This is a genomic window from Paraburkholderia edwinii (genome assembly GCF_019428685.1).
Taxonomy (GTDB): Bacteria; Pseudomonadota; Gammaproteobacteria; order Burkholderiales; family Burkholderiaceae; genus Paraburkholderia; species Paraburkholderia edwinii.
Window position 1 is genome coordinate 863,755 of the sequence record NZ_CP080096.1, and the last position, 24,339, is coordinate 888,093.

The window sequence follows — 24,339 nt, forward strand, 5'->3', positions numbered from 1 at the left end:
AGCGTGGCGCGTCAGAACGTCGCCACGCTGGTCCGTAGAGCGGCGCGAAGACTCACTTCGATCACCGAGTTGTCCGTCAACCATCCGTCGAAACCGTCACGGTTTCCCATGCACGGATTTCATCTCCTAACGACGACAACTTGCCTCGCACCAGCCCTAGCGCATCGCTGCCCAGCAACAGATGGGCGGGCGGGCTGTCCGCATCGATCGCAGCGAGCATTGCGAGCGCTGCTTTCTGCGGGTCCCCGAGTTGCCTGCCGCTTTTTTCCTCGCGTGCTTTGCGGACGGGGTCGAAGATCGCGTCGTAATCGGCAATCGAGCGGGGCGTTCGCGTCATCGAGCGGCCGGCCCAGTCGGTGCGGAACGAACCCGGCGCTACTGCCGTCACCGCGATACCGAAAGGTCCAACCTCCTTGCCGAGCGTTTCGGAAATCCCGACCAGCGCGAATTTACTCCCGCAGTAATAAGCGATGCCAGGCATGGTGACATGACCGCCCATCGACGTCATATTCAGAATGTGCCCGCGACGGCGCTCGCGCATAAAAGGCAAGACGGCCTTCATCATCGCGACCGCGCCGAATACGTTCACATCGAACTGCCGGCGCATTTCCGACAAAGGCGATTCTTCCATCACGCCTTCGTGGCCGTAGCCTGCGTTGTTGACCAGCACGTCGATGGGCCCGACCGTTGCCTCGATTTCCGACACGACGCCCTCGATGGCCTCGAAGTCAGTCACGTCGAGAACACGCGCAAAAGCCGCTGCCGATAGCGACTCGAAATCGCGCCTTGCCTGCGCACTCCTTACCGTACCGACCACTGTGTGCCCGACCGCTAGCGCCTCTTTTGCGAGCGCGAGGCCAAAGCCGCTGCTGACGCCTGTGATAAGCAGAATTTTTCTGGATGCCACGGAAGTTCTCCCGAATGTTGTTTCGAGAGTGCATACTAGTCTGAGCATCGAACGTAAATAAGCCAGATTTCGCTAAATTTCTTGCATAAAACTATGAGCACCAAGCGCACGTATAACGAACCTTCCGCGCCGCCCTCGCGCATTCAGAAGCGCATGATTGCCCTGCTGCACGCGTTGGCTCCCGATGAAGGCTACAACCTGACGGCATTGCCGAGCGTGCGCATCCTGCGTTCGAACCGGCCGCTGTCGCGCACGCCGGTTCTATATGATCCCGGCATCGTGATCGTTTGCCAGGGACGCAAGCGCGGTTACTTCGGCGGCGAGCTGTATCTGTACGACGAACATCATTACCTCGCGGTGTCCGCGCCCGTGCCGTTCAGCATGGAAACCGACGCAACGGCGGAGCGCCCGCTGCTCGCGCTGTATCTGCACCTCGATTTCACGATGGCCGCCGAACTGGCGGCGCAGATCGATCGAGAAGACATAGCGGAACGCATGCAGGCGCCCCAAAGCATGATGTCGACGCCAATGGATGAGGCAATGCAGGCATCCGTGCTGCGCTTTCTCGAAGCGATGCATCGGCCGCTCGAAGCCGCTGTGCTCGGTACAGGCCTGCTGCGCGAACTGTATTTCCGCGTGCTGACCGGTGCACAGGGGCGCTCGATGCGAGAAGCGTTGGGGATGCGCGGTCAGTTCGGCAGGATAGGCCGATCGCTACGCCTGATTCACGCGGGCTACGCGCAGCCGCTCGATGTGGCGCAGCTTGCCGAGGAAGCCGGGATGAGCGTTCCAAGCTTTCATAGTCACTTCAAGGCGGTGACGCAGGTTTCGCCGATGCAGTACGTCAAGTCGACGCGTCTGCATCAGGCTCGCCTGTTGATGGTGCGCCAGGACCTGACCGCGGAGGCCGCCAGCAACGCTGTGGGTTACGCGAGTCCCTCGCAGTTCAGCCGGGAGTTCAAGCGGTTATTCGGCTTGACGCCTGCGGCGGAGACGAAGCGCATGCGCGAAAGCTTCGCGATTCCGGAAGCGTTCACCGATAGCATATTTGTTTCGTCGCACTGAGGCTGGCGCGCTTCGCTTGGGCGGTTCAGCGATAGATCGTCTTTGACGACTGCAACTTCGTGAATACGCCGCCTTTGAAGCGGAACCAGCCTTGCGAGCCTTGCATCACGACTTCGTTGTCTTGCCAGAACACGCGCTTGACCGTCATGCGCTTATTCGAGCGCTGCACGAGTGGCGGACGGCGGCGAAAGTCGTATAGCACCGGGCCCGAATCCGTTTGCACGAGCATGCGCGTGACCGTGTCATTTGCGCTGGCAATGTCGTCGAAATGCGTGAGCATGTTCGCGTCGAATCGATCGAAAACTTCCTTGTCCAGCATGCCCACGAAATCGTGATCGGCGCGCGCGAATTGCAGTTCGCCCGAGGGCGTGACGAGCGGGCCGGTTGCATTGCTTTGCGCTTGAGCGTAGGTCGCGAAGCAGGTGGCCGCGAAGGCGGCAAGGAAAAGTCGTCTCATGTTTTCTCTGGGATTCGGCCGCATATAAATGGACATAGTGGACATTGTCCCGCATTCCGCTCCATCAGGCACTAGCGAATATCACCCCGTTGGCCTGCAGCTCTAGTTCCGAATAGGTATCTCGCCAGGCTGTCCGTCTCATCTCGCGAAACCAATGAGCGATGGACCGGTCGATGTGCCCACCCTACGATGGCTAGCATCGCACATCACCGTTAGCCACGACATGTCACGAGATCCGTATAGCAGCACGCGCCGCCAGGGGCTGCGCGCCATTGGGCTGGGTACCGTATTGCTGACCGCCCTCTCGGCGGGACGTATCGCCACTGCACGCGAGCGCGGGGCGTCTGACAACGAATCAGCAATTCCGGGCGGCGCCACGACCTTGCAGGACCTTGCCCGCAGACTGGCGCAGGCGCCGCGCCATCGGCAGTTCGAGTCGGTGCCTTTCATGCTGACCGATCAGCACATGTGGGACAAGCAGGCTGCCGACGCTCTGCTCGGCTACCAGTACGCGTATAAACAGATGTGGGACGTCGCGGATCTCGCCGGTCCGTGGCCCGGACTCATGCGCGAGGCGATGAACGGGCAGGTGTTCGCAAACGGTAGACACGACTTTCTTGCCGTCTCCGCAACGCATGGTCTCGCGCATCTCGCGCTGTTCTCTCAAAGCATGTGGGACAAGTACGAACTGGCAAAACTCGCGGGCCCGCACTTTACACGTAATACGCTGATCGCCGAAAAAGACGGTGTCTCGCCGCATGACGCCTTGCAAGACATGGCGGGTTTCTACGGGCCGCAAAACAATAACGTGACGTCGCTGCAGCGGCGCGGCGCGGTCTTTGTTGCGTGTCACGACTCCATACACGCAATCTCGAGAACCCTCGCGCAGTCGTCTTCCTCTTCATCGCGTTCCGCTAATGAAATTGCAGCGGACCTCACCAACAACCTGATTCCCGACGCAGTGCTCGTTCCGAGCGTCGTGGCGTTCATGGTCGATCTGCAAAAGAAAGGCTTCACCTACGCCTAGCCCATCCATGCCGCGCTTTCACGCATGGTGAACGACAGCACCTCTTGTGGCGCCCTGTCGGGCATCACCTATTTTTACGGAGAACAAAGTGCCGAATAACGTGAATCGAACAGTCCGTTGCGCCATTGCAGCTGCCGTTATCGCCGCGGGATTTACTGTCACCGCTCATGCGGAACGCGCGAATCGTGGTAACCCCAAGCTCGAGTACTTCGACCAGAGCGTGGATCAGATGATCTACGACTTCATGGAAGAAAAGCATGTGAGCGGTATTACGATGGCCATTGTTCAGGCGCCGTATATCCCTCGTGTAGCGGGCTATGGTGAATCCGATGTGCAGAAGGGTCTGCTAGCCTCGAGCGACACGTTGTGGAGCATCGGGCCGATCACACAAGGTTACACGGCGATCGCCATCATGCAGCTGGTCGAAGCCGGCAAAATGGCGCTGAACGATCCGATCGGCAAATACGTTGCGGACTTGCCCGCTTCGTGGAAAGGCCTGACCGTGATGGAACTGATGCAGCACGCCACCGGGCTGCCCGATTACCGTCGCGCGCCCGGATTCGATGCGAGCCACGACTACTCGCCGCAAGAACTGCTAAAAAGCGTCCGCGACGAACCGCTTGCGTTCAAGCCCGGCACGCAGGTCTCGGAAAGCGCGACGAATTTTCTTCTGCTTGGCCTTGCGATCGAAAAAGCCAGCGGCATGTCTTATCACGACATGATCTGGAACGGCCAGATCAAACCGCTGCATCTGACCCACACGATGTTCGCCGAAGATTTTCCCAGCATGACGCAGCAGGATCCTGTCGAGAAAAACGGCAACTGGCACTCGCGGTTCACTAAGGACGCGGCCTATATCAACCCGACCGAGCCCGCAACCGGTTACGTGCGCAAGAATGGCCAGAGCATACCCGTGAAGCGCAACAGCACGTCAAGCCTGTTTGCGTTCGGTTCGCTTTGGGCATCTGCCGAAGATGTGAGCTTCTGGGACATCGCGCTTGCCGGCGACACCATTGTCAAGGAACAGGCCCACCGCGATCTGATTTACAAGCCCACCACCTTGCCGAACGGCACCGTCGTTCCCGCCGTGGCGGGCTGGCAATTCACGGCTCACAAGGGCTTTATGGACATCAAGGGTAGCGTACCAGGATTTAGCGCTTACCTAAGCCGCTTTACGGATAAGGACGAACTGGTCTGCGTCACGGTGCTCGCTAACGAGCAGAACGTCGATCTGACGGAGCTTTCGCGCCGCATCGCAGCCGCCTATGACGTGACGCTCGGATCCGGCGTCAACCCCAAAGCGCAGGAGACGTACGCGAGCGTGTTCGACGTCAATGAAACCACGGCGCGGCTCGAGCAGAACATCAAGGCCGCGGGTGGCAAGATATTCGCATCGCTCGATCAACAGGCGAACGGATCTCAGGCGGGGCTCTCGCTGCGACCCACGCGCGTCATTATCTTCGGCAATCCCAAGGCAGGCACAAAGGTGATGCAGGGCAGCGTCGCCGCTGCCGCAGATCTTCCGTTGCGAATCGCAATCTGGAAAGACGATTTCAACGAGACATGGATCGGCTTTGAGAATCTGGACGCACTGGCGAAGCGCGACGGCGTCAAAGACACGGCGCTGATTGGACAGATGAAAGCGGCGGTAGAGGAGATTGTCCGAAAGTCTGCGAATGTGTACCAGTAACCGCTGATGCAACCGTCGTATTCAGTATCGCGAACAAGTGGATGCAAACGCGAAAGGGACTTTATAAAAACAACGCGTTGTCCGAAAACCGCTGAATAAATGACATGGGCGCGATGCGTGGCGCGGCTATGCTGACGACGGTGATAAGCATCATGCGAGAAAGCAATGAAGAACTGGTCCAGACGATCCTTTGTCAAGGCTGCGTTAGCCTCGGGCCCGGCATTGGCTCTGCCGCGGCTCGCACTTGCAGAAGGTCGCACGCTGGCGGACATCCGGAAGCGCGGCACGTTGACGGTCGGCACCGAAGCCGCGTTTGAACCGTTCGAATACGTGGAGAACGGACAGATCGTCGGGTATGGCCACGACGTGCTCGAGCTGATGGCGGCCAGGCTTGGCGTGAAGCTCGATCAGGTCAACCTGCCGTTTCAAGGTTTGCTGCCGGGCCTGATGTCGCGCAAGTTCGACTTTGTCGCGACCAGCGTCGGCATCACGCCGGAGCGTGCCCGAAGGTTTGCCTTTAGCGAGCCGGTTGGCGTGGTGCGCTGGGTGCTGATGGTCCGGGCCGACAATGGCGCGATCAAAAGTAATCGCGACATCGGCGCAAAATTATCGGCACCCAACTCGGTTCGTCTTCCCAACCCGTCGCCGACGAACTGGAGAAGCAACTCAAGGAAAAGGGCGGCGAGGGTTACGCGGCGATCAAATTGTTTCAGGCATACCCGGACGTATCGATTGCGCTAGCAAACAAAACCATTGACGTGGCGCTTATGCCATCGAATGTCGCTGCCGTTCAGATGCGCAGGAAGCCGGACGAATTCCGCATCAGCGGCCAGATCGGGCAACCGTTATTGCTCTCGTGGGTGGCAAACCCCAACGACCTTGAAATCCGCAAGTTCATCAACGACTCGCTCGACGAATTCAGGGCGAATGGCAAGCTGGCCGCCTTGCAGAAGAAATGGTTTGGCGGCCCCATTGACACACCGCTGACAAACTACCTGCCGGCCGGTGCGGTCTGACGTTCACCAGCATGCTGGACTGGATTGCTAAAGGCAGCGCGGTCACACCGTTTTTCAATGGATTGATCGCGGGCGCTGCGCTCACACTGGCCGCTTCTGCCTGTGCATTCGCTATCGGGCTCGTGGCCGGTATCGCGTTGCTGCTTGCACGCGTTTCGCGGTTCGCTGCGGCGCGCGTACTGGTCGTGCTGTGGGTGAGTCTGATTCGCGGCACACCGGCGCTGATTCATCTTTTGATCGCGTACTACATGGTGCCGGCGCTGCTCGATATGTCGATCTCGCCGGTCACCGCCGGCATTGCGGCGCTCGCGTGCAATACGAGTGCCTACATCGTGGAGATTCTACGCGGCGCGCTTGGCACCGTCTCGCGAGAGCAACGCCTGGCCGCATACGCGCTAGGCATGCGGACGATACAGGTCTGGCGGTACGTGCTGCTGCCGCAGATCACTTACCGGGCGATTCCGCCGCTAACGAGCGAGTTCACGATTTTGCTCAAGGCGTCTTCGCTGATGTCGATTATCGCGGTGCCGGAACTGGCCACGGTCGCGCGCAACGCCACGCTGCAGACCGATTTACCGTTGCAGGTCTTCGCCATTACCGCGGCGGTCTATTTCGTCATGCTCTTCTGCATTTCGGCCGCTTGCCGGCTGTGCGAATGGCGTGTCATGAAACTGCTACCCGATGGCCGTTGATTTCTCGATCATCCGCCAAGCGATTCCGGTGCTGGCCGACGGATTGCGCGTTACCGCGATGGTCAGTGCCGCTGGAATTCCGCTCGGCATCGCGGCGGGGGCGATCGCCGCCTATGCAGCGCAATTTAGTACCTGGCTTAGGCCGGCTGCGCTCGGTTACGTGGAACTTGTCCGCAACATTCCATACCTGATCGCCGTGTACCTGTCTTTCTTCGGCTTGCCGAAACTCGGCGTGAGCGCATCGGCGACGATCATCGCGATCGCATGCACAGCGATCTATACCGGCGGCTATTTCTGCGAGATCCTGCGTGCCGCGCTGCGCAGCGTGCCGCGCGGACAAACGCATGCGGCGTTCTCGCTCGGCATGACCTTCTGGCAGACGCAGCGTTACGTCATCGCACCGCAACTCATTGGCTTTCTCGCCCCGCCGACGACAAGCCTCGTCATGACGATGTTCAAGGACTCGGCCATTTTTTCGGTGATGAGCCTGCCGGAAATGACATATCAAAGCAATCTGCTTACGGCGAATACGTTTGCCTATGTCGAAGTGCTAGGCACGACCGCACTGTTCTATTGGGTGTGCAGTGTTCTGATTGCCGGCCTTGGACGTTACGTCGAAGCGGCAATCGGACGTCGCACGCATCGCGTTTGACGTCCGATCTTTCTCAAGCTCTTATTCGCCGAAGATCGGGCCTTGGCCACCGGGCAAAAACGCCGGAAACATGTCGGCATGCGGTGCGCTAGCAGCGGCTTGCGGCCGGAATGTCGGTGCCGGCGGCGGCGCAGGTTCTCGCAGCGTGACCGCGCTATCCGCCGTGATCGGTACACTGGGCATGGCGAGCAGTTCCGTCTTTCTCATCGAACCCGCCGACGTGCCGAAGTAATAGCCGATGATGCTGATCCACGCCGTACCGAGTGCGCCGATCACGACATTCACCAGATTGCTGTTTTCGGGCGGCAACTCCTTTAACGTCATCAGCAGCAGAACGCCGAAGAAGCCGCCGGTTACCGACATCGCAAGCGCTTTGGGCACCCAGTCCTTGTTGGCAATACCCATCGCACGCGCATTGGCGCGATCGCGTGCCTGGATGCGCGCCATATTGGTCTGATAAGCGAAATGCGCCTGCGTGACCACCAGCTGCTGCAACTGCGCCGCGTTAGCGCCTTCGGCTTGCCTGAGCTTGTCGAGTGCCGTGGGGTCGTTTAGCGCGGTTTCGACTGCTTGCGGATCGTTGGGTGTACCGAGCGCGTGGGAAATAAGCGCGGCGGCGGTCGTCACACCGAGCCCGATCGGGCCGCCGATCAGTTCGGCGAGCAAAGGAGTCGCACTGCCAATGCTCGACGCTACTTTTGACCAGTCCATCATGCTGCTCCGAGAAGAAGGTTGGTTGCCATGCGGTCCGTCCATCCACGGCTGAAAGTGGGCCATGTATGCAGGTTTCGCAGATAGCGAAGCCGATAGGCCACGAATCGCAGGATAAATTTCATCGGGTCCGCGCTTTTGACGGCGGCCATCGTGTCTGGGCCGAACTTGCCGTCTTCGTGAGCGCCGGACGCCTTCTGCATCCACAACACCACGAGACCGCCGTTGTAGTTCGCATCGAATATCTGGAAGGCGACACGCGGATCGAGTTCGTCCAGATGGAGCGGGTCCCAGTATTTTTGCTTGGCGATCTGCATCGCGGTTTCGAGCGGCAAGTCCTTCATCGCGCCGGCATAGCCGAAGTTGCGCGCCACGCGTGCCGTTACGCCCCACATCGTTTCGCCGCCAGGGTCCGCGGGATGGAACGAATAGCCGCCTTCGTTTCCGATCAGGGCCTTGAACGCATCGTCGAAACTGTTCATTTAGCGTCTCCTTGCTCGAGATGTTGCTCGACAGACGACTCTTGATAGCTCCATTTACGCATTGACCGTGCCATCGGCCGCTGGCCTTTGCCGGTGGTCGTGCGCGCGTGTCGCACCGGTACAGGGAGCTGAAAAGTGTTGCTCGGTAGCCGACACTTTTGGACGAAGCGTTCGACAACGGAAGACAGCGGCGCCCACCGGAAATTTGAGCCATAAGAGCATGCGATCGACTCGCTACAGCATCGACGTCGTTTCAAGTGCAATTTAAATTCGATCCGCGAAGCATTCGACGGAGCGTATTCAACATGTTTTCAACACTTGCCCCCTGGTTCTTTGTGCTGATCTGGTCGACGGGTCTCGTTGCCGCGCGAGCGGTCGTGCCGCACGCGTCGACGGAACTGTTTCTGCTCGTGCGCCTGTTGCTCAGTGCGGGCCTGCTCGGCGTGCTCGCGTTCGCCGCACGCGAAAGCTGGCCGCGCGGACGGCAGCTTGCGATGCATCTGCTGGCCGGTGCGCTGTTGCACGGCGTCTATCTGAGCGCCGCCTATTGGACCGTTGCGCACGGTATGCCGGCAGGCGTGATGTCGCTGATTGGCAGCATGCAGCCGATCGTGACGGTGGTGGCCATGTTCCTGATATACGGAGAGCGTCCGTCGATGCGGACGGTAGCGGGGCTCGGTATCGCAATCGCAGGCGTCGTTTGCGTGCTCGCACCGGCATTGGGCGCTACTACGGGAGGCGAACATTTCGGTGTATGGGCCATCGTCGTTGCGGTCATCGCGGTGACGGGCATGACGGCCGGCACGATGATCCAGCGCGGACGACTCGCGGGGGACGGCGTGCGTGTCTCAGCGAGCGTGCAGAACGCCGGCGGCGCGCTCGTCGCGCTTGCGGGCATGCTGGTCGGCGGCGGGTACCAGTGGGACCACTCGCCGACGCTGTGGATCGGCTTGATCTGGTCGGTGGTGGGATTGTCGGTCGGCGCCGTGCTGCTGCTCGTCTGGATGGTGCGCATTCATGGTGCAACGAAGATGAGTACGCTGCTGCTCGCGGTACCGGCGCTCGCGGCCGGCGAAGCGTGGATTCTGTTCGGTGAAAAGCTGGGCGCGATCCAGATGCTGGGCTTCGTGCTGGCATTAGCGGGCGTCGTCCTCGCCCGTCGGGTTGCCACGCCTTCTCCGCCAAAAAAGGAGCAGCCGGTTGCGCAACGCGAGTTCATGGAGAACATGAAATAACGCTTGTCCTGCAAACGGTTTGAGTAATTGCATGACATGCGTATTAACGCTTTATTCCTTATGGATAGCGTGATCGTATTCGATCAAAGCTTCAGTTCACAATCCGTGACTTTCACCTGAAAGCATCTCGACTATTCTGTCTCGCCCACCTTCGCGTGGGCTTTCTTTGCATGCGAACCGGGGTTCCATTCTTTCGAATTTCGCAGTGAAGTTTCTATTTAGGATCACACAGTGACAGGATGCCGCGTGGCAGCCGTCTCTGCGGTTTTTTGCGATTCAAAGGGCAGACCATGAAGATCGTTGATGTCAAAAAGCGCGCGCATTCCATTCCTTTAACAAGCCCGACCTATTCGAAGGGCCCTTATCGGTTCATCGATCGCGAGTTTTTGATTGTGACTTATCGTACCGACCCGAAAAAATTGCGCGAGCTCGTGCCCGAGCCGCTCGAGGTCGATATGGACAATCCGCTCGTCAAATATGAATTTATCCGCATGCCCGATTCGGCAGGTTTCGGCGACTACACCGAATCCGGCCAGGTGATTCCTGTCACCTTCGAGGGACGACGCGGCGCCTACGTTCACTCGATGTATCTCGACGATCATGCGCCGACTGCGGGCGGCCGGGAGATCTGGGGCTTCCCGAAGAAGATGGGTCATCCTTCGTTGACGGTGGACAGCGACACGATCGTTGGCGAACTGCGCTACGGCAAAATGCTGGTGGCCACAGCAACGATGGGCTACAAGTTCGAAGCGCTCGATACCTCCGCTGCTAAAGCGACGCTCGAAGCGCCGGGCTTTCTGCTGAAGATCATGCCGCATGTGGACGGCAGCCTGCGCATTCTCGAACTCGTCGAATACCGCTGCGAGGACGTGCAGATCAAAGGGGCATGGAGCGGGCCGGTCGGTCTGGAGTTGTTCTCGCATGCGCTCGCACCGGTCAAGGACTTGCCGGTGCTCGATATCGTCTCGGGCACGCATATCATCGCGGACCTTACCTTGGGTTTCGGCCGCGTCGTGCACGACTATCTTGCGGATTCGACGCCGCGCGCGGTGGCGCGCGCGACGCGCAAAGGCGAGGAAGAAGAGCCGGCTCTCGCTTAAGCAGCAGGCGCCGTCGCGCCTGCTTTACCTGGCAGGCGCGGTCATTCGACGGCGGGAAAATCGATCACGGTGTCGTTGATCCGGTTTGCCAGATTGGTGAACGTAATGACGGCAACCGCGAGTGCGACTTCGATCAGCTGGCGTTCCGTGTAGCCCGCATCTCGCACGCGGCTAACCTCGGCCGCGTCGACCGTGCCGCTTGTCTTGATCAGGATGCGCACGAAACGCACTAACGCGTCGCGTTTGGCATCGCCGGTCGCTTCGCCCGCACGGATTTTACGCATCGTGTCCGGCGAGAGGCCGGCCATCTTGCCGACCACGGTGTGACCCGCAACACAGTAATCGCATCCGCCCAGTTCGCTGACGATCAGCTTGACCGTTTCCTGATCGGCACGCGGCAGACTGCCCTTCGACAGTACCTTGTCTGCGCTCAGAATCGCAGCGAGCGCTGCGGGCGCGTGCGTGCCGATCATGGCAAAAGAGTTGGGGACGCGGCCGACAGACTTCTTGATGGCGGCGAATACTTCAGCCGTTTCGCCGGTAGCGGCGTCGGGCTGGATCGAGGAAAGGCGTGGCATGGTGAATTCCTTTATGCGATGACCGTCGGTGACGGCATGACTGGAATTTAGTGAGCCGAAGCCGGGAAGTTAATGTCCGTCATTGTCGATTTCATGCTCCGGCGGCTCACTCCTGTCCGACCTTCCGTGGACGTACCGAAATTGCAGGATGCGTGAAGTTAGGAGGCCCGCTCAACTTCTCCTCATTTCTGCCGTAATCACGGGTTTAGCGATCGTATTGCCAACGCCTTGAACCCCAGTCTGGCGGCGTGGCAATCAAAATAACCACAATGAGGAGAATGAATCATGCTGTTGCGTCGAATTGCTATCTATGGCCTTGCCATGTCGTTCCTGGCCGGTTGCGCGGCGGGCCGCGGAGTCATCGATGTCTCGGCGCCTCAAGGCACCAACCCTGCGACAGGAAAGTATGTGCGCATCGACGCCGTCCAGGACAAACGCACGTTTACCGTCGCGCCGCCTAGCGCCGACATGGCGTCGCTCGATCCTCACGAAGACGGCAGCGACGCGTCAAAGGCTCGCGCAATCGGCCGCAAACGAAACGGGTACGGCAAGGCACTCGGCGATGTGGTGCTGCCTGAAGGCAAGACCGTATCCGGTCTGATCGAAAGCGCCCTCGCTACCGGCTTTCAGGAAGCGGGCTACGTGGTCGTGAAGCAAGGCGATCCTAACTTTTCCGCCGCCGCTCCGGTATCCGCGGAAGTGATCGATTTCTGGGCATGGTTCCAGCCCGGCTTCTGGGCCGTGACGACCAACCAGAAATCGGAAGTGCAACTGTCCGGCGATGTCGGCGCGCTGCATGGCGAGAAGACCGTCAAAACCCGCGTGAGCGAATCGAAACAGGTCGTGACGTCCAGCGACTGGCGCGAGATCGTGGAAAAAGGCCTCGCAGCAATTACGCTGCAGACAAAGGACCTCGTAAGCGGGAAGTAGCGCCCCGCCGATCACGAACGCTATACGAAGCGTACGGCGCCGGTGAGACCTTGCGAATCCCGCGGGTGCCGGCGCCGCTCACGAAAACATTGCCGCCCACATATATATCATGCTGTGATACTGTGGTGTCTGCGGCCAGGTTATTGCGCTCCCCGACCGACTCGCGCGTGACACGGGGAAATTGCTGATCGCAAGGATCGGCGTCTGTCCGCACACTTAGTACTGCGCTGAATTGTTTTTGCTGCTTCGCACACAGCATTCAACAATCAACCATGGGACGGACATGATGAGCTTTCGCTATCTCGGTCGACGTCTGGTGGGAAAAATGCCGTTTCATCACGGGTCGCCAAGCTTGCACGACTCGGGCGATCGCGGGGGCGCCGCAGGCGTCGTGCAGCAGAAGGCGGTTTTAGCCGAGCTGCGGCGCCAGTCCATGTTGCATGGTCTGCTGGAGCTCAGGTGTGCCGACATCATGCGAGCGCCCGTCATCAGCGTGAGGCCCGATGACACGAAGGCGCACGCAGAAGCACTGCTGGCTCGCTACCACTTCAAGCTTCTTCCGGTTATCGACGCATCCGACCATCTTCTAGGCGTGGTAAGCCGTGCGGATCTGCGGCGCGTCACAGGCCATCTCCATGCGGTTGACGAGGCGCCGTCGAGCGAACCGCGGACGGCACGTGCCGCAAACGGTATCGCCAGCATCATGTCGGTCTCCGTGGCGACCGTTTTTTCAGACGAGAAGCTCACCGATGTCGTTCCGCGCTTTATGGCGAAGGGGCACCATCATCTGCCTGTTATCGATCGCCAGCGCCGCGTGGTCGGCATGCTGACCCAGTCGGATCTTTTCGCATTGATGTGCGACCTGAATCCAATGCGCTAGCCGCACCCACATCCAATTGGCATCGCACCCTCGGTCTGTTGCTCGCAGACCGATTGTGCGACCGCAACAAACTTGACCTCAACGACGCTCCCCGCTATACATCTCGGATGTAAGGCGGATGTCGGCTTTTGGAAGGCAGGAGAGGCTTGAGCCGCGACCGCCTTACGCGGGAAAAAAGTGCACGGTAGTCCCTACTCCTAGACAAGAAAGAGGAAAGGCCATGTACCACCAGACCTATAACCCGTTCGGCAATGCGATCTTTTCAACGGTCGCTGCCGCCATTCCAATCCTCACGCTGCTCTATTTCATCGCCTTGCACCGGCATCGCGATTCGCAGGGCAACGTGCACCTGGGCATCTCCGCGCCCTACGCGGCATTCTTCGGGGTGATCGCCGCATTCATTATTTCGTGTCTGGTGTTCCGGATGCCATTGGTATCGGCTGTTTCGGCGTTCGCGCTCGGCACCCTGTCGGGATTTCTGGGCATCATCTGGATCGTGCTGGCCGCGATGTTCCTGTACACGATGAGCGTCGTGAGCGGCAAGTTCGAGATCGTGAAGGAGTCCATCGTTCATATCTCGTTCGACCGGCGGCTGCAGTGCGTGCTGATCGCGTTCTCGTTCGGCGCGATTATCGAAGGCACGTCCGGGTTCGGAACGCCGGTCGCGATTGCCGGGGCCGTGATGGTGGGCCTCGGCTTCCGGCCTTTTCAGGCGGCGGTGCTGAACCTGCTCGCGAATACGGCGCCGGTCGCGTGGGGCGCGATCGGCACGCCAATCGTGACCCTGGCGGCGGTCAGCGGGCTCGATCAGGTCACGATATCCGCCATGGCGGGCCGGCAACTGCCGTTCGTGTCAGTACTGGTGCCGTTCTGGCTTGTGGCGACCTTCGTCAAGATGGAAGGCGGCACGTGGAAGCAGGTGTTCGAGGTCTGGCCGGCGATGTTGTGCGCGGGTTTGACGTTCGCGCTGATGCAGTTTTTCGCGTCGGGCAGCCCTGCGCTGCATCTGATGACCGATGTGGTGTCGGGTGTGTTTTCGGTGGTCTGCACGGCGCTGTTTCTGCGTTTCGTCTGGCATCCGAAGACGCGCTTTCTGCTGCGCTCCGAGCGTGAAGCGCTCGAACGGGCGGGTCAAAACCCGGAGACCGTCACCGCGGACTCGAACGGATGGAAATACCAGTACACGACCGGCGAAACGATTTATGCGTGGATGCCGTGGGTGATCCTGATCGCATGCTGCGCATTGTGGGGTGTGCCGGAGTTCAAGAAGCTGCTCAACGGTCTGTTCTCAGGCGTTACCTTTTCCACGACCTTGCTCGGTTCGCCGTTTGCCGGCACGCTGTCGCTGCCGGTGTGGGACATGCCCGCGTTGCATAACCTCGTGCAGCGGATGCCGCCGGTTGCGCCCGTCAACGCAAAAGCGGAAGCGGCCAAATTTACGATCAACTGGTTATCGACTGCCGGGACCGGCGTATTCGTTGCGGCGCTGCTTTCCGGTTTCGTACTCAAGTTGAGCGCGGCGCAATGGAAGGAAGCGTTCATGCAGACCATGCGGCGCATGAAAATTCCGGTGCTGGTGATTGGCCAGGTGCTGGGGCTCGGATTTCTGACGCGCTACTCGGGTACGGATGCGGTGTTGGGTCTTGCGTTCACGCATGCCGGCTTTCTCTATCCGTTCTTTGCAGCGTACCTTGGCTGGCTCGGCGTGTTCCTGACCGGCTCCGATACGGCGTCCAACGCCCTGTTCGGCAGCTTGCAACGAATTACCGCTCAGCAGCTCAACCTGAATCCGATACTGATCGTCGCGACGAATTCCACGGGCGGGGTGATGGGCAAGATGATCGATGCGCAGTCGATCATGGTGGCGTGTGCGGCCTGCTACGACGATCCTAAGGAGCGGTCTTTCGCGTTAGGGCCGATCTTCCGGACGGTGTTCTTCCATTCGATCGCGGGGGCCGCAGTGATCGGCATCATCGCGATGCTGCAGGCGTATGTGTTTCCGTGGATGATTCCCCAATAAAGAGGAGGGGGGCCGCCCGCGATCGCATCGCAGGCGGCCCCGTACACCAGGTATCGTTTGCCGATTTACTTGGCGTCGTCGTTACCGGCTGCAAGGTGGGGGAACATCGCAGCTTGCTGTGCTTGCCGCGGCCGGATAAACAGCGCCGTCACCACTAAAGCCGCTACGCAGAACGCGGCGAGCGCGCAGAGCCCATCCGCATAGCTGTTCGACGAGCGTTTGAACAAGCCGACGAGATAAGGGCCTGCAAATCCGCCCAGATTGCCGATCGCATTAATGAACGCAATGCCCCCCGCAGCTGCCTGGCCACGAAGATAAAACGACGGCAGCGACCAGAAGGGCCCCTTGCAACCGAAGATCCCGATCGCGGCCACGCTCAGCGCCACAATCGACCAGACCGACGCGCCCAGTGCGCCGGCGGCGATCAGACCGCCTGCGGCCAGCACCATCGTCGCAGCGAGGAACCAGCGCCGTTCGTTGAAGCGGTCGGACAGGTTGCCCACGATCAGCATGCCGATACATCCCGCGATATACGGAATCGACGTGATCAATCCGACGGTGACGTTGCTATAGCCTTGCTGCTTGATGATTTGCGGCAGAAAGAACGAAAGCCCAAGGTTCGCGCCCGTCGCGCAGAAGTAGATGAACGCGAGCATCAGCACGGTCGGATTCAACAGCGCTTTGCCGAGGCCGCCAATCTTGCTATCTGACGATGCCGAAGCGTCGTCTGCCGCCAGTTCCTTGCTAAGCCATTCGCGCTCGCTCTCAGTCAGCCAGGTCGCGCGCTCCGGACGGTCCGTCAGCAGGCGCAGCGCGAAGAAAGCGCCGATGATCGCGGGCAACCCCTCGATGATGAAAAGCCATTGCCATCCCTTTATGCCCAGCATGCCGTTCATTTGCAGAATCAGCGTAGAGAGCGGCGCGCCGACTGCAATCGAAACGGGAATAGAAAGCATGAACGCCGAGACGATACGTGCGCGATAACGGACGGGAAACCAGTACGTCAGATAAAGAATCACGCCCGGGAAAAAGCCCGCTTCCGCGAGGCCCAGCAGAAACCGTAGCGCGATAAAGCTCGTCGGCCCGGTCGCGAGCGCCATTGCACAGGCGAACACGCCCCATGTCAGCAGGATGCGCGCAATCCATCTGCGGGCGCCGACCCGCACCATCATGACGTTGCTGGGAATTTCGAAGATAAAGTAACCGACGAAGAAGATGCCCGAGCCCAAGCCGAACAGATAAGGCGTGAGACCGATATCCTTGTTCATGGTCAATGCCGCAAAGCCGACATTGATGCGGTCGATAAACGAGATCACGTACAGAACCATCAGAAGCGGGATCACTCGCCAGAAAATCTTGCGAATGACAGTTTTTTCGCTGAGCTGTTGCATGGTGTCCATGGGTGCTGGCGTTGGGTGACGGGAGGGCCGGGCTGGCTAGAACCGTAACGAAGTTTCGAGCTGGGGCACGCGTGCGTGAGCGGCGTCTCCCACCTTGAATACCGCTACCGAATTGCGTAGCAGTTGAGCCTGCTCGGCCATGGATTGCGCCGCCGCGGTCGCCTGTTCGACGAGCGCGGCGTTTTGTTGCGTGACCTGATCCATCTGCGTGATGGCCCGGTTGACCTGGTCGATACCGGTGCTCTGCTCGTCGGAGGCGGCCGAAATCTCTTTCATGATGGCCGTGACGCGCGCCACCGAGCGGACCACTTCGTCGATCGTGCTGCCCGCTTCTTCGACCTGCTTCGAGCCCGAACCGACGCGCTCGACCGACTCGCTGATCAGCTCCTTGATTTCCTTCGCGGCCGTGGCGCTGCGCTGCGCGAGCGTGCGAACTTCACCCGCTACCACAGCGAATCCGCGCCCCTGTTCGCCCGCGCGCGCCGCTTCGACAGCGGCATTGAGCGCCAGGATATTGGTCTGAAACGCGATGCCTTCGATAACCGTGATGATCTCGGCCACCTTCGACGAGCTATCGGTAATGCCGCGCATCGTCTCGACCACGCGTCCGACCACCTCGCCGCCGCGCTGTGCGACGCGTGAGGCGTCGCCCGCAACCGAGGTGGCCTGCCGCGCGTTTTCGGCGTTCTGGCGGACTGCTCCGGTCAGCTCTTCCATGCTCGATGCGGTTTCCTGCAACGACGCAGCCTGTTCTTCGGTGCGGCTGGACAGATCGGTCGTGCCGGAGGCGATTTCGTCGGTGGCGGTGGCAATCGAATCGGCGGACACCATGATCTTGCCGATCATCTGCGTCAGGTGTTCCTGCATTTGCCGCATCGAGTACAGCATGCTTTCGCGATCGCTGGGCACCGTTTCGACCGCCGCGCTGAGGTCGCCGTTGGCGATTTGCGTGGCGATCCGCGCGGCCTGCGACGGGTCACCGCCAAGACTGCGGCGCACACTGCGGCTAATCAGTATCATCGCCGCCGATACGACCGCGCCGATGGCGAGCACGATCAACAGATATTCGAGCAGTAACCGGTGAAAGGCCGCGGCGACGTCAGTCAGGTACAGACCGGAATCGATGTACCAGTCCCATGGCTTGAACTGTTTGATAAAGGAGATCTTGGTTTCGTAGGTAAAGCCGGATCCGCCCGAGCTATTTGGTACGCGCCCCTCGAATTCCGCGTAGCCTTCGCCGTCTGCGTTCTGAGCGGCGCGCACCTGTTCGACGAACAGCAGCTTGCCGTTCGGATCCTTGTTCTCCCGTACATCCTTCTTGAGCAGATCGGGCAGCACCGGATGCATCAGCACCCGCGGATACGAATCCATGATGAAGAGGTAACCGCCCTTGCCGTATCGCATCGCTTTGAGGCGAGCGATGGCCTGCTGTTTGGCGTCTTCGACGGAAATCTCATGGCGGTCGGCGCGCGCGGCGAGATCGGCCACAACCGCCGTCGCCGATTCGACCACGCTTCGGATGGTGGCCTTGCGCTCCTCGAGCATCGTTTTGTGCGATTCGAACACCGCGCTGCCGGCAAGCAGCAGAAGACCTACCCACATGACGGCGAGCGCCGCCCATAACTTTGCATTAAGACTCAGACGACTCACTTCTGTTTCCTCCGCGTCATCTCGATCGACATACTGAACCTGGTCAGGATTTGCCCGGGTTGTTAAAACTGCCTTTGTGTTATCGGTAGGCGTTCAGGCGTTCTTGAGATTAAACTCGCGGAACTATCGATACGAGGCGTCGAGATTTTGTTTTTGTAATTGATTGTTGGTGATACGTAATTGGCGGGCGCTTGTTCACGCCCGCACTTTAATGCTTTGCTGTAAGGCTTATTGAATCTCGCTAAGGCGCTTCGTCTGCCGCCTGACAAGGCGCTCGATATCGGCGATATCGGTGGCAGAAAGCTTGGGACCGGGTTTGCGCAACGCCGCCGAAGCGATCACGCCGCGCTGCGCCATGATGTGCTTGCGTACCGCTAGGCCGATGCCCGACTGCTGCTCATAGCGCGCGAGCGGCAGGTAGGCGTCGAACAGGTCGTGTGCGCGTTCGATATCGCCATTCGCATGGGCCTTGCATACGTCGACCATCATCTCGGGGTAGGCGAAACCGGTCATCGCACCGTCGGCGCCGCGCGTCAGTTCTTCAGGCAGAAAGAGACCGCCGCCATTGCCGGTCAGGATCGAAACACGCTTGACCTCGCCCTTATCGCTCGCCGCGCGGATAGCCGAGAGCTTCGCGAGGCCCGGACAATCTTCGTGCTTGAGCATCACGCAGGTCGGCGAGTTCTTGAGGATTCGCAGCACCACGGGCGTGGACATCTGCACACCCGTTGAGACCGGATGATCCTGCAGAACCCACGGGCAAGCGTCGCCTAAGGTCTCGTTGACCATGTCGAAATAGGCGACGATCTGGTCGTCGGTGCGCAGTGTCGGAGCTGGAGCAACCATGACGCCGGAGGCGCCCATGTCCATCACGCTTGCGGACAGTTCGCGCATCGGCGCGAAACCCGCGGCCGATGCGCCGACCACCACCGGCACGCGATCGGCCACGCGCGCGAGTACGCGCTTGACGAAGGTGCGCGACTCGTCGGCCGTCAGCTTGGTCGCTTCGCCGAGGATGCCGAGAATCGTCAGGCCGGTTGCGCCGCGCTCCAGATAGAAATCCACCATGCGATCGGTACTCTCGAGATCGAGTGCGCCGCTATCGGTGAAAGGCGTCACCGCGATCAGAAAAACGCCTTTGGCAGTGGGATTCAACAGGTTGCTCATGAAGTCCTGCTCCTGGTTAAGTTCAACCTCGCGATGCGGTGTATCGATGCCGCGCTGGCGCTCAACGTTCAAACGCTGGCGATCAGTCCGCCATCGACGCGAATCACCGAGCCGGTGATGTAACCGGCCTGCTGGCTCGCGAGGAACGTCACCGCCGCCGCATACTCGCGCGGATTGCCATAGCGTCCAACCGGAATCGACGCGACGCTTTCCGCACTGACTTCCTCGACACTGCGCCCTTCGCGCTTCGCCTTCTGTTCGTCTAGGAACGTGATGCGCGGCGTGGCGATACGCCCGGGCAGCACGATATTGGTCGTGATGCCGTCGCGGCCCACTTCGCGCGCGAGCGTCTTCGACCAACCGACGAGCGACATACGCAGCGCGTTCGAAATGCCGAGTCCGGCGATCGGTGCGACCACGCCCGACGACGTGCTGGTGATCACGCGGCCCCACTTGCGTTCACGCATGCCGGGCAGCACCTGATCCGTAATCGCAATGACAGACATCACCATCGACTGAAAGCTTTTCGTCCACAGATCGACCGACTGGCCCGCGGCCGGCGTCGGCGGCGGTCCACCGGTATTGTTGACGAGGATGTCAATATTGCCGAACGCGTCGCGGATCGCCTCGATCCGGCTTTCGACGATGCTCAGATCGGACAGATCCCACTGCAGCGGCAGTGCTTCGGCGCCCGCGGCGCGGATGTCCGCAACGGTCTGCGACATGGCGTCTGCATTGATGTCGGCGACGGCGATGCGCGCGCCTTCGGCCGCCAGCGCTCGCGCAATGGCGCCGCCGAGGCCGCCCGCCGCGCCGAATACGAGTGCGGTTTTTCCAGCAATTCCCAGATCCAAGGTGCAACTCCAAAGATGGAAGGTGATGAGGCGGCCGACGTGATGGCGATCAACCTGTTGGCCGGTTAGTATAGGCAACGGGAAGTTCGATACAAAACGGATAGTTTCTAGTCTGAGCATCGAAAAGATTGATACATGATCCGCAATCTCCGCACCTTCGTCGTAGCTGCTGAAACCGAATCGTTCTCGGCGGCCGGTAACCGGCTGGGTTTGACTCAATCCGCGGTTAGCACGCAAATACGGCGGCTCGAGGAAGAGTTGGGCTATGCGTTGTTCGACCGCACGGGTAAATCGGTCACGCTAAGCAGCGAGGGCCGCGACGTGCTCGATCAGGCGGCGCGCATTCTGGAATCGTTCGAGGGCCTGAAGCAGGGCCCGGGCGGCACGGCGCGACGCGTGATCAACGTGGGCGCCATTTCCACCGTGCAGAACAGCTTTCTGACGAAAGCCTTGCTGCGGTTTCGCCGCGAGCACGCGAAGGCGAACATCAATATCGTGCCGGGCACGTCGATCCAGTTGCTCACGCGCGTCGATTCACAAGATCTCGACGTTGCGGTGATGATCAAACCTCACCTCGGCTTGCCTGCCGATCTGAAGTGGCTTCCGCTATTGCAGGAACGCTACGTCGGCGTGGCGCCTGAAGGTTCACCCGACGATCTGGGCGAACTCTTTCGCCAGCAGCCCTTTATTCGTTATGACCGGCGTTCGCACGGTGGCCACCTCGTGGACCGCTTTTTGAAGCGGCATGGTTTGTGGACCATGGATAGCATCGAAGTGGACGAGCCGTCAGTGATCCTGAGAATGGTGAGCGAGGGCTTGGGATGCTCGATTATTCCCGGCGAACTGATTCCGGTGGCGCGTACGGCGGGGATCAAGGTGATTGCATTGCCGGGTCACCCGCTCGCGCGTGAGATCGGCATTCTGATCCGGCGATCGGCGATGAACCGGCAGCCGGCGCTGGCACTCATTGAAAGTCTTACGGCTGAAGCGCAGGCGATGCGAAGTTAGTGCGCGGGTTCAAACGTCAAAGAGATGGCGAGGATCGCGGTCACTTTGACTGCGGCTGTGGCTGCGGTGCGCCAGCGCGAATGGTGCCGTTCGCACGGCCGACGAAGTACCGGTAGATATCGTCGATGTGCCCGGCAATCTGCGGGTTGTCGCGATACGCGGGCATTCCGCGCGGCGGGTCGCCGTCAAGGACCATGCGGTCAAACATCTCACGGCTTTGCGTGCGCGCGTAGTCGACAATCGACGGTGCGGCCAGCCCTTCGTAATCCTTGCCATGACAGCGGGCGCAGTCGACCGCGCGCAGGATGCGCCAGGTGCTGACGATGTTATCGTTGGATGGCGGACGGTCGGCCTGCCCGGAGCCTGCATGGGTGCGTATCGGCATGGCCGCCGCAATGAAAATCAAAGCGACGGACGTGACGCGCAGTACCCCGGCGCGAGCCGCATGCTGTTGTGGCTGTTCATGAGTCATCGACGGCTATAACAGCGCGCGAAACCAGCGCACCACGAGCGGCCCGACGATCACGGCCCACGCCATTACGCACATGAGAAGCGCGACCATCACGGCCGCGCTGCCGAGATCCTTCGCGCGGCGCGACAGTTCGTGGCGTTCGAGCGAGATGCGGTCGATCGCCGCTTCGAGGCTCGAATTGAGCAGTTCGACGATCAGCACGAGCAGCACCGACGCGAGCAATAGCACACGCGAGGCTGGATCGACGGGCACGGCGAGGCCACACGGTATCAGGATCGCGGCGAGCGCGAGTTCCTGGCGAAAGGCGCTTTCTTCACGAATCGCGACGTGAAATCCGGCCAGCGAGTTCTTTACCGCGCGCCAGCCGCGCATGAGACCGCGGCTGCCTTTGTACGGATTGAACGACAACGGCGAAAGTGGATCGTCGGGGGAGAGCGGCTCGGGCGGCGGGACGTATGGCGGCATAGGTCTGCGTGTCGCGTGCTGTTGAATGAATGATGAGATAAACGTAGCGATGCGAATTAATTGACCTGCGCCTGAACCGAATGCTGCCTGGCAGTTTGCGTACGAGGCCGCTGCGTGAACGGGTCGACGTCGTGCCAGTTGGCTTGCGAGCTGAATACGCCGAACAGGTCGTCGGAAACGAAGCGCGGTTTGGTATCGAGATTGTGCAGAAGCGATTCGTCGTAGATCGATGCGATGTCCGCGGGCGCATATCCCATCAGTTCCATCAGCGTCGGCGCGATGGCGAAATGCGAGCCATGCCCCGGGAAGCGCTGCGACACGCCGGTGAAGCGTTGCCTCAGGCCTGGGTCTTCCGTGGCGACCATCAACGGAACGATGCCTTCCTGAGGATCGACATTGCTGGCGGAACTGCAATGGGTCAAGTGTCCCGGGCTGAAGTTCTGGCCATGGTCGGACGTGTAGATCATCGTCATGCCGTTCCAGTTCGCGTCGCGTGTCAGCTTCGCCATGGTTCGATCGGTCGACCAGCGCACGGCACTGGCATAGGTTGCAAGCGTGGCCGGATCGTTGCCGACGAAATTGCCGTCGATGGCAACGGGAGGCTTTTTGTCGCCGGGCGCGTCGTTCACGTAAGGGAAATGGGCGCCATTCTTGTTCGCGTAGATAAACACGCGATCGCCGCGGCTCAGTTCGGACAACGTGATACGGACGAGTTCGTCGTCGAGCTGGTGCGTGGGAATGCTCGCGTCCAGTTTGTAGAGACGGTCGATCGAGTTCGTCTCCGCGGGCGTCATATAGTTTTGCAGCTTGCCATAGGCGCTGATAAAGCCGGCCTGCGCGTCGATATAGACGGTGCGGAATCCGGCCGCTTTCGCGTATTGCCAGACGGTCGGGTTCGTCGTGATGCTGGTCGAGAGATTGCGCGGGTTGGCCATAAAGCGCAGCAGCGCGTTCGAATTGTTGGAACAATTGCTGCCCGACACCGCAGGACTGAAATCGATCCAGGGCTGGCGCACCGCGGCCCATTCGGGGGTGTATGGGTTGCCCGGTTCGAGGCTCACATGGTCGGCGCGCACGCTTTCATCGACCATCAGAACCAGCGCGCGGACCAGTGGCGTACCCGGCGTCAATTGCACCTGATGGCGGTCGGGAAATCGGCCGGTGTCGATCTTGTAGGCGGCGAGGACAGTGAGCGACAGTGGCGCAAACTGCTTGGGCATGGCATCCGAGCCTTTGCCGTCGCGATAAAGCACGACGAGGATCATAAGCACGATGGGCAGCAACGGTGCCATGGAAAGCGCAAACCGCATCGGGCGATGAACTTCGGTGGACAAACCGGTTGGCATGGAGAACGCCACGAAGCTCACAAAGAAGACAGTCAGCGACGGTACGATCGCGCCGGAATAGAAATCCAGTGCCCGATTCGTGTCATGGCGGGCGGACCAGAAGTTCAGCACATCGAATATGAAGAACTCGGATTGCTGAACCGCATAGTAGGCAAAGGCCGCCGTCCCGGCGACGCTGAGTGGAACCGCCCAGAACAGACGCACGACAGGGGAGGGATGGAAGGCGGCGGCGAGAATGGCGGCAAGCGAGAGGATCCAGATCGCGCCGAATATCACAAGCGTTATTAAACGCTTATCGACAAGCAGAAAATGCGCGCGACTGAATGCGCCATGGTTCGTGGCATTGATCACCAGAAGCAGTAATCCGATCTTTACCAGCAGAGTTGGCTTAAGTCTCATGGACCCCTCTCGCTCTCGATGACGAGTTGTCCCGGAGGCAGTGCCTCTGCCGTCACGGTCGCGGTTTTATCCTGCTCATGAAGCGCTGCTCATGAAGCGCGACCATGGGAATCGAAATGCGCCGGTCGCAGAGTTC

The 24,339-nt window shown here is 60.2% G+C and carries 22 protein-coding genes and 2 pseudogenes; 12 read left to right on the top strand and 12 right to left on the bottom strand.

All coding sequences use genetic code 11. From position 1 onward, the window contains the following. Nucleotides 1-76: 76 nt before the first annotated feature. A complete protein-coding gene (locus tag KZJ38_RS25565) occupies nt 77-907 on the bottom strand; it encodes an oxidoreductase (protein ID WP_219802585.1) in 831 nt (276 codons plus the stop codon). A gap of 93 nt (nt 908-1,000) precedes the next feature. Between KZJ38_RS25565 and KZJ38_RS25570 the strand changes: the two genes are divergently transcribed. Beyond that, nucleotides 1,001-1,972, top strand: coding sequence for an AraC family transcriptional regulator (locus tag KZJ38_RS25570; RefSeq protein WP_246642004.1), 972 nt, complete (start codon nt 1,001-1,003; stop codon nt 1,970-1,972). A gap of 25 nt (nt 1,973-1,997) precedes the next feature. On the opposite strand, the gene KZJ38_RS25575 is transcribed toward KZJ38_RS25570, so the two are convergent. Beyond that, the gene (locus KZJ38_RS25575; protein WP_219802587.1) at nt 1,998-2,429 is read right to left on the bottom strand and encodes a hypothetical protein; all 432 of its coding nucleotides are present in this window, start codon (nt 2,427-2,429) and stop codon (nt 1,998-2,000) included. Between the two features lie 223 nt (nt 2,430-2,652). On the opposite strand from KZJ38_RS25575, the gene tetH reads away from it, so the two are divergent. From tetH to KZJ38_RS25600, 5 genes and pseudogenes are all read left to right on the top strand, one after another. Further along, nucleotides 2,653-3,456, top strand: a complete 804-nt coding sequence (gene tetH / locus KZJ38_RS25580; protein WP_219802588.1) for a thiosulfate dehydrogenase — start codon at nt 2,653-2,655, stop codon at nt 3,454-3,456. A 100-nt stretch (nt 3,457-3,556) separates the two neighbouring features. Continuing rightward, a complete protein-coding gene (locus KZJ38_RS25585) occupies nt 3,557-5,146 on the top strand; it encodes a serine hydrolase (RefSeq protein ID WP_219802590.1) in 1,590 nt (529 codons plus the stop codon). 165 nt (nt 5,147-5,311) lie between these two features. Beyond that, nucleotides 5,312-6,162: pseudogene (locus KZJ38_RS25590) on the top strand (transporter substrate-binding domain-containing protein). Between the two features lie 11 nt (nt 6,163-6,173). After that, nucleotides 6,174-6,854, top strand: coding sequence for an amino acid ABC transporter permease (locus KZJ38_RS25595; protein WP_219802591.1), 681 nt, complete (start codon nt 6,174-6,176; stop codon nt 6,852-6,854). Next, complete coding sequence (locus KZJ38_RS25600) at nt 6,844-7,506, top strand: amino acid ABC transporter permease (protein WP_219802593.1); 663 nt, start codon at nt 6,844-6,846, stop codon at nt 7,504-7,506. Before KZJ38_RS25595 ends, KZJ38_RS25600 begins: the two co-directional genes overlap by 11 nt. 21 nt (nt 7,507-7,527) lie before the next feature. On the opposite strand, the gene KZJ38_RS25605 is transcribed toward KZJ38_RS25600, so the two are convergent. Beyond that, on the bottom strand, nt 7,528-8,217 hold the full coding sequence (locus KZJ38_RS25605; protein ID WP_219803621.1) for a hypothetical protein: 690 nt from the start codon (nt 8,215-8,217) through the stop codon (nt 7,528-7,530). Further along, the gene (locus tag KZJ38_RS25610) at nt 8,217-8,699 is read right to left on the bottom strand and encodes a glycoside hydrolase family 108 protein (RefSeq protein WP_219802594.1); all 483 of its coding nucleotides are present in this window, start codon (nt 8,697-8,699) and stop codon (nt 8,217-8,219) included. Before KZJ38_RS25610 ends, KZJ38_RS25605 begins: the two co-directional genes overlap by 1 nt. Before the next feature lie 305 nt (nt 8,700-9,004). Here KZJ38_RS25610 and KZJ38_RS25615 point away from each other — a divergent pair, with 305 nt between their 5' ends. Together KZJ38_RS25615 and KZJ38_RS25620 are read left to right on the top strand one after the other, a co-directional pair. Beyond that, the gene (locus KZJ38_RS25615; RefSeq protein ID WP_219802596.1) at nt 9,005-9,934 is read left to right on the top strand and encodes a DMT family transporter; all 930 of its coding nucleotides are present in this window, start codon (nt 9,005-9,007) and stop codon (nt 9,932-9,934) included. A 290-nt stretch (nt 9,935-10,224) separates the two neighbouring features. After that, entirely contained in the window at nt 10,225-11,034 is an 810-nt protein-coding gene (locus tag KZJ38_RS25620; protein WP_219802598.1) for an acetoacetate decarboxylase, read from the top strand. A 41-nt stretch (nt 11,035-11,075) separates the two neighbouring features. Here the strand turns inward: KZJ38_RS25620 and KZJ38_RS25625 are convergent, their stop codons facing one another. Continuing rightward, nucleotides 11,076-11,612: a carboxymuconolactone decarboxylase family protein gene (locus KZJ38_RS25625; RefSeq protein ID WP_219802600.1), complete on the bottom strand. Its 537-nt coding sequence runs from the start codon at nt 11,610-11,612 to the stop codon at nt 11,076-11,078. A 285-nt stretch (nt 11,613-11,897) separates the two neighbouring features. Here KZJ38_RS25625 and KZJ38_RS25630 point away from each other — a divergent pair, with 285 nt between their 5' ends. The 3 genes from KZJ38_RS25630 to KZJ38_RS25640 all read left to right on the top strand — a co-directional run bounded on the left by KZJ38_RS25630 (nt 11,898) and on the right by KZJ38_RS25640 (nt 15,442). Further along, nucleotides 11,898-12,542 (top strand): YajG family lipoprotein, encoded by a 645-nt coding sequence (locus KZJ38_RS25630; protein ID WP_219802601.1) that lies wholly within the window; start codon nt 11,898-11,900, stop codon nt 12,540-12,542. 283 nt (nt 12,543-12,825) lie between these two features. Next, nucleotides 12,826-13,422 (top strand): CBS domain-containing protein, encoded by a 597-nt coding sequence (locus tag KZJ38_RS25635; RefSeq protein ID WP_219802608.1) that lies wholly within the window; start codon nt 12,826-12,828, stop codon nt 13,420-13,422. 220 nt (nt 13,423-13,642) lie between these two features. Further along, on the top strand, nt 13,643-15,442 hold the full coding sequence (locus KZJ38_RS25640) for an L-lactate permease (RefSeq protein WP_219802610.1): 1,800 nt from the start codon (nt 13,643-13,645) through the stop codon (nt 15,440-15,442). 65 nt (nt 15,443-15,507) lie between these two features. Here the strand turns inward: KZJ38_RS25640 and KZJ38_RS25645 are convergent, their stop codons facing one another. From KZJ38_RS25645 to KZJ38_RS25660, 4 genes are all read right to left on the bottom strand, one after another. Then, a complete protein-coding gene (locus KZJ38_RS25645; protein WP_219802611.1) occupies nt 15,508-16,842 on the bottom strand; it encodes an MFS transporter in 1,335 nt (444 codons plus the stop codon). A gap of 36 nt (nt 16,843-16,878) precedes the next feature. Beyond that, on the bottom strand, nt 16,879-18,444 hold the full coding sequence (locus tag KZJ38_RS25650; RefSeq protein WP_219802613.1) for a methyl-accepting chemotaxis protein: 1,566 nt from the start codon (nt 18,442-18,444) through the stop codon (nt 16,879-16,881). 276 nt (nt 18,445-18,720) lie between these two features. Further along, complete coding sequence (locus KZJ38_RS25655) at nt 18,721-19,659, bottom strand: dihydrodipicolinate synthase family protein (protein ID WP_219802614.1); 939 nt, start codon at nt 19,657-19,659, stop codon at nt 18,721-18,723. Between the two features lie 68 nt (nt 19,660-19,727). Then, a complete protein-coding gene (locus KZJ38_RS25660; RefSeq protein WP_219802616.1) occupies nt 19,728-20,513 on the bottom strand; it encodes an SDR family oxidoreductase in 786 nt (261 codons plus the stop codon). A gap of 135 nt (nt 20,514-20,648) precedes the next feature. On the opposite strand from KZJ38_RS25660, the gene KZJ38_RS25665 reads away from it, so the two are divergent. Further along, complete coding sequence (locus KZJ38_RS25665; protein ID WP_219802618.1) at nt 20,649-21,521, top strand: LysR family transcriptional regulator; 873 nt, start codon at nt 20,649-20,651, stop codon at nt 21,519-21,521. Nucleotides 21,522-21,561: 40 nt separating this feature from the next. Here KZJ38_RS25665 and KZJ38_RS25670 read toward each other — a convergent pair whose 3' ends face one another. From KZJ38_RS25670 to KZJ38_RS25680, 3 genes and pseudogenes are all read right to left on the bottom strand, one after another. Beyond that, nucleotides 21,562-21,927 carry a c-type cytochrome gene (locus KZJ38_RS25670; protein WP_246642005.1) on the bottom strand — a complete coding sequence of 122 codons (366 nt, stop codon included), beginning with the start codon at nt 21,925-21,927 and terminating at the stop codon, nt 21,562-21,564. A 72-nt stretch (nt 21,928-21,999) separates the two neighbouring features. Continuing rightward, nucleotides 22,000-22,434, bottom strand: a pseudogene (locus tag KZJ38_RS25675) (diacylglycerol kinase); the annotation flags it as partial. An 80-nt stretch (nt 22,435-22,514) separates the two neighbouring features. Continuing rightward, nucleotides 22,515-24,203, bottom strand: a complete 1,689-nt coding sequence (locus KZJ38_RS25680) for a sulfatase-like hydrolase/transferase (protein ID WP_219802622.1) — start codon at nt 24,201-24,203, stop codon at nt 22,515-22,517. Between the last annotated feature and the right edge of the window lie 136 nt (nt 24,204-24,339).

Bases quoted from the DNA above. Each gene is read 5' to 3' on its own strand.
- KZJ38_RS25645 (WP_219802611.1), bottom strand. From the start codon at position 16,842: ATGGACACCATGCAACAGCTCAGCGAAAAAACTGTCATTCGCAAGATT.
- KZJ38_RS25605 (WP_219803621.1), bottom strand. From the start codon at position 8,217: ATGGACTGGTCAAAAGTAGCGTCGAGCATTGGCAGTGCGACTCCTTTG.
- KZJ38_RS25600 (WP_219802593.1), top strand. From the start codon at position 6,844: ATGGCCGTTGATTTCTCGATCATCCGCCAAGCGATTCCGGTGCTGGCC.
- KZJ38_RS25620 (WP_219802598.1), top strand. From the start codon at position 10,225: ATGAAGATCGTTGATGTCAAAAAGCGCGCGCATTCCATTCCTTTAACA.
- KZJ38_RS25630 (WP_219802601.1), top strand. From the start codon at position 11,898: ATGCTGTTGCGTCGAATTGCTATCTATGGCCTTGCCATGTCGTTCCTG.
- KZJ38_RS25615 (WP_219802596.1), top strand. From the start codon at position 9,005: ATGTTTTCAACACTTGCCCCCTGGTTCTTTGTGCTGATCTGGTCGACG.
- tetH (WP_219802588.1), top strand. From the start codon at position 2,653: ATGTCACGAGATCCGTATAGCAGCACGCGCCGCCAGGGGCTGCGCGCC.
- KZJ38_RS25650 (WP_219802613.1), bottom strand. From the start codon at position 18,444: ATGTGGGTAGGTCTTCTGCTGCTTGCCGGCAGCGCGGTGTTCGAATCG.
- KZJ38_RS25640 (WP_219802610.1), top strand. From the start codon at position 13,643: ATGTACCACCAGACCTATAACCCGTTCGGCAATGCGATCTTTTCAACG.
- KZJ38_RS25635 (WP_219802608.1), top strand. From the start codon at position 12,826: ATGATGAGCTTTCGCTATCTCGGTCGACGTCTGGTGGGAAAAATGCCG.
- KZJ38_RS25570 (WP_246642004.1), top strand. From the start codon at position 1,001: ATGAGCACCAAGCGCACGTATAACGAACCTTCCGCGCCGCCCTCGCGC.
- KZJ38_RS25575 (WP_219802587.1), bottom strand. From the start codon at position 2,429: ATGAGACGACTTTTCCTTGCCGCCTTCGCGGCCACCTGCTTCGCGACC.
- KZJ38_RS25625 (WP_219802600.1), bottom strand. From the start codon at position 11,612: ATGCCACGCCTTTCCTCGATCCAGCCCGACGCCGCTACCGGCGAAACG.
- KZJ38_RS25680 (WP_219802622.1), bottom strand. From the start codon at position 24,203: ATGAGACTTAAGCCAACTCTGCTGGTAAAGATCGGATTACTGCTTCTG.
- KZJ38_RS25610 (WP_219802594.1), bottom strand. From the start codon at position 8,699: ATGAACAGTTTCGACGATGCGTTCAAGGCCCTGATCGGAAACGAAGGC.
- KZJ38_RS25665 (WP_219802618.1), top strand. From the start codon at position 20,649: ATGATCCGCAATCTCCGCACCTTCGTCGTAGCTGCTGAAACCGAATCG.
- KZJ38_RS25655 (WP_219802614.1), bottom strand. From the start codon at position 19,659: ATGAGCAACCTGTTGAATCCCACTGCCAAAGGCGTTTTTCTGATCGCG.
- KZJ38_RS25595 (WP_219802591.1), top strand. From the start codon at position 6,174: ATGCTGGACTGGATTGCTAAAGGCAGCGCGGTCACACCGTTTTTCAAT.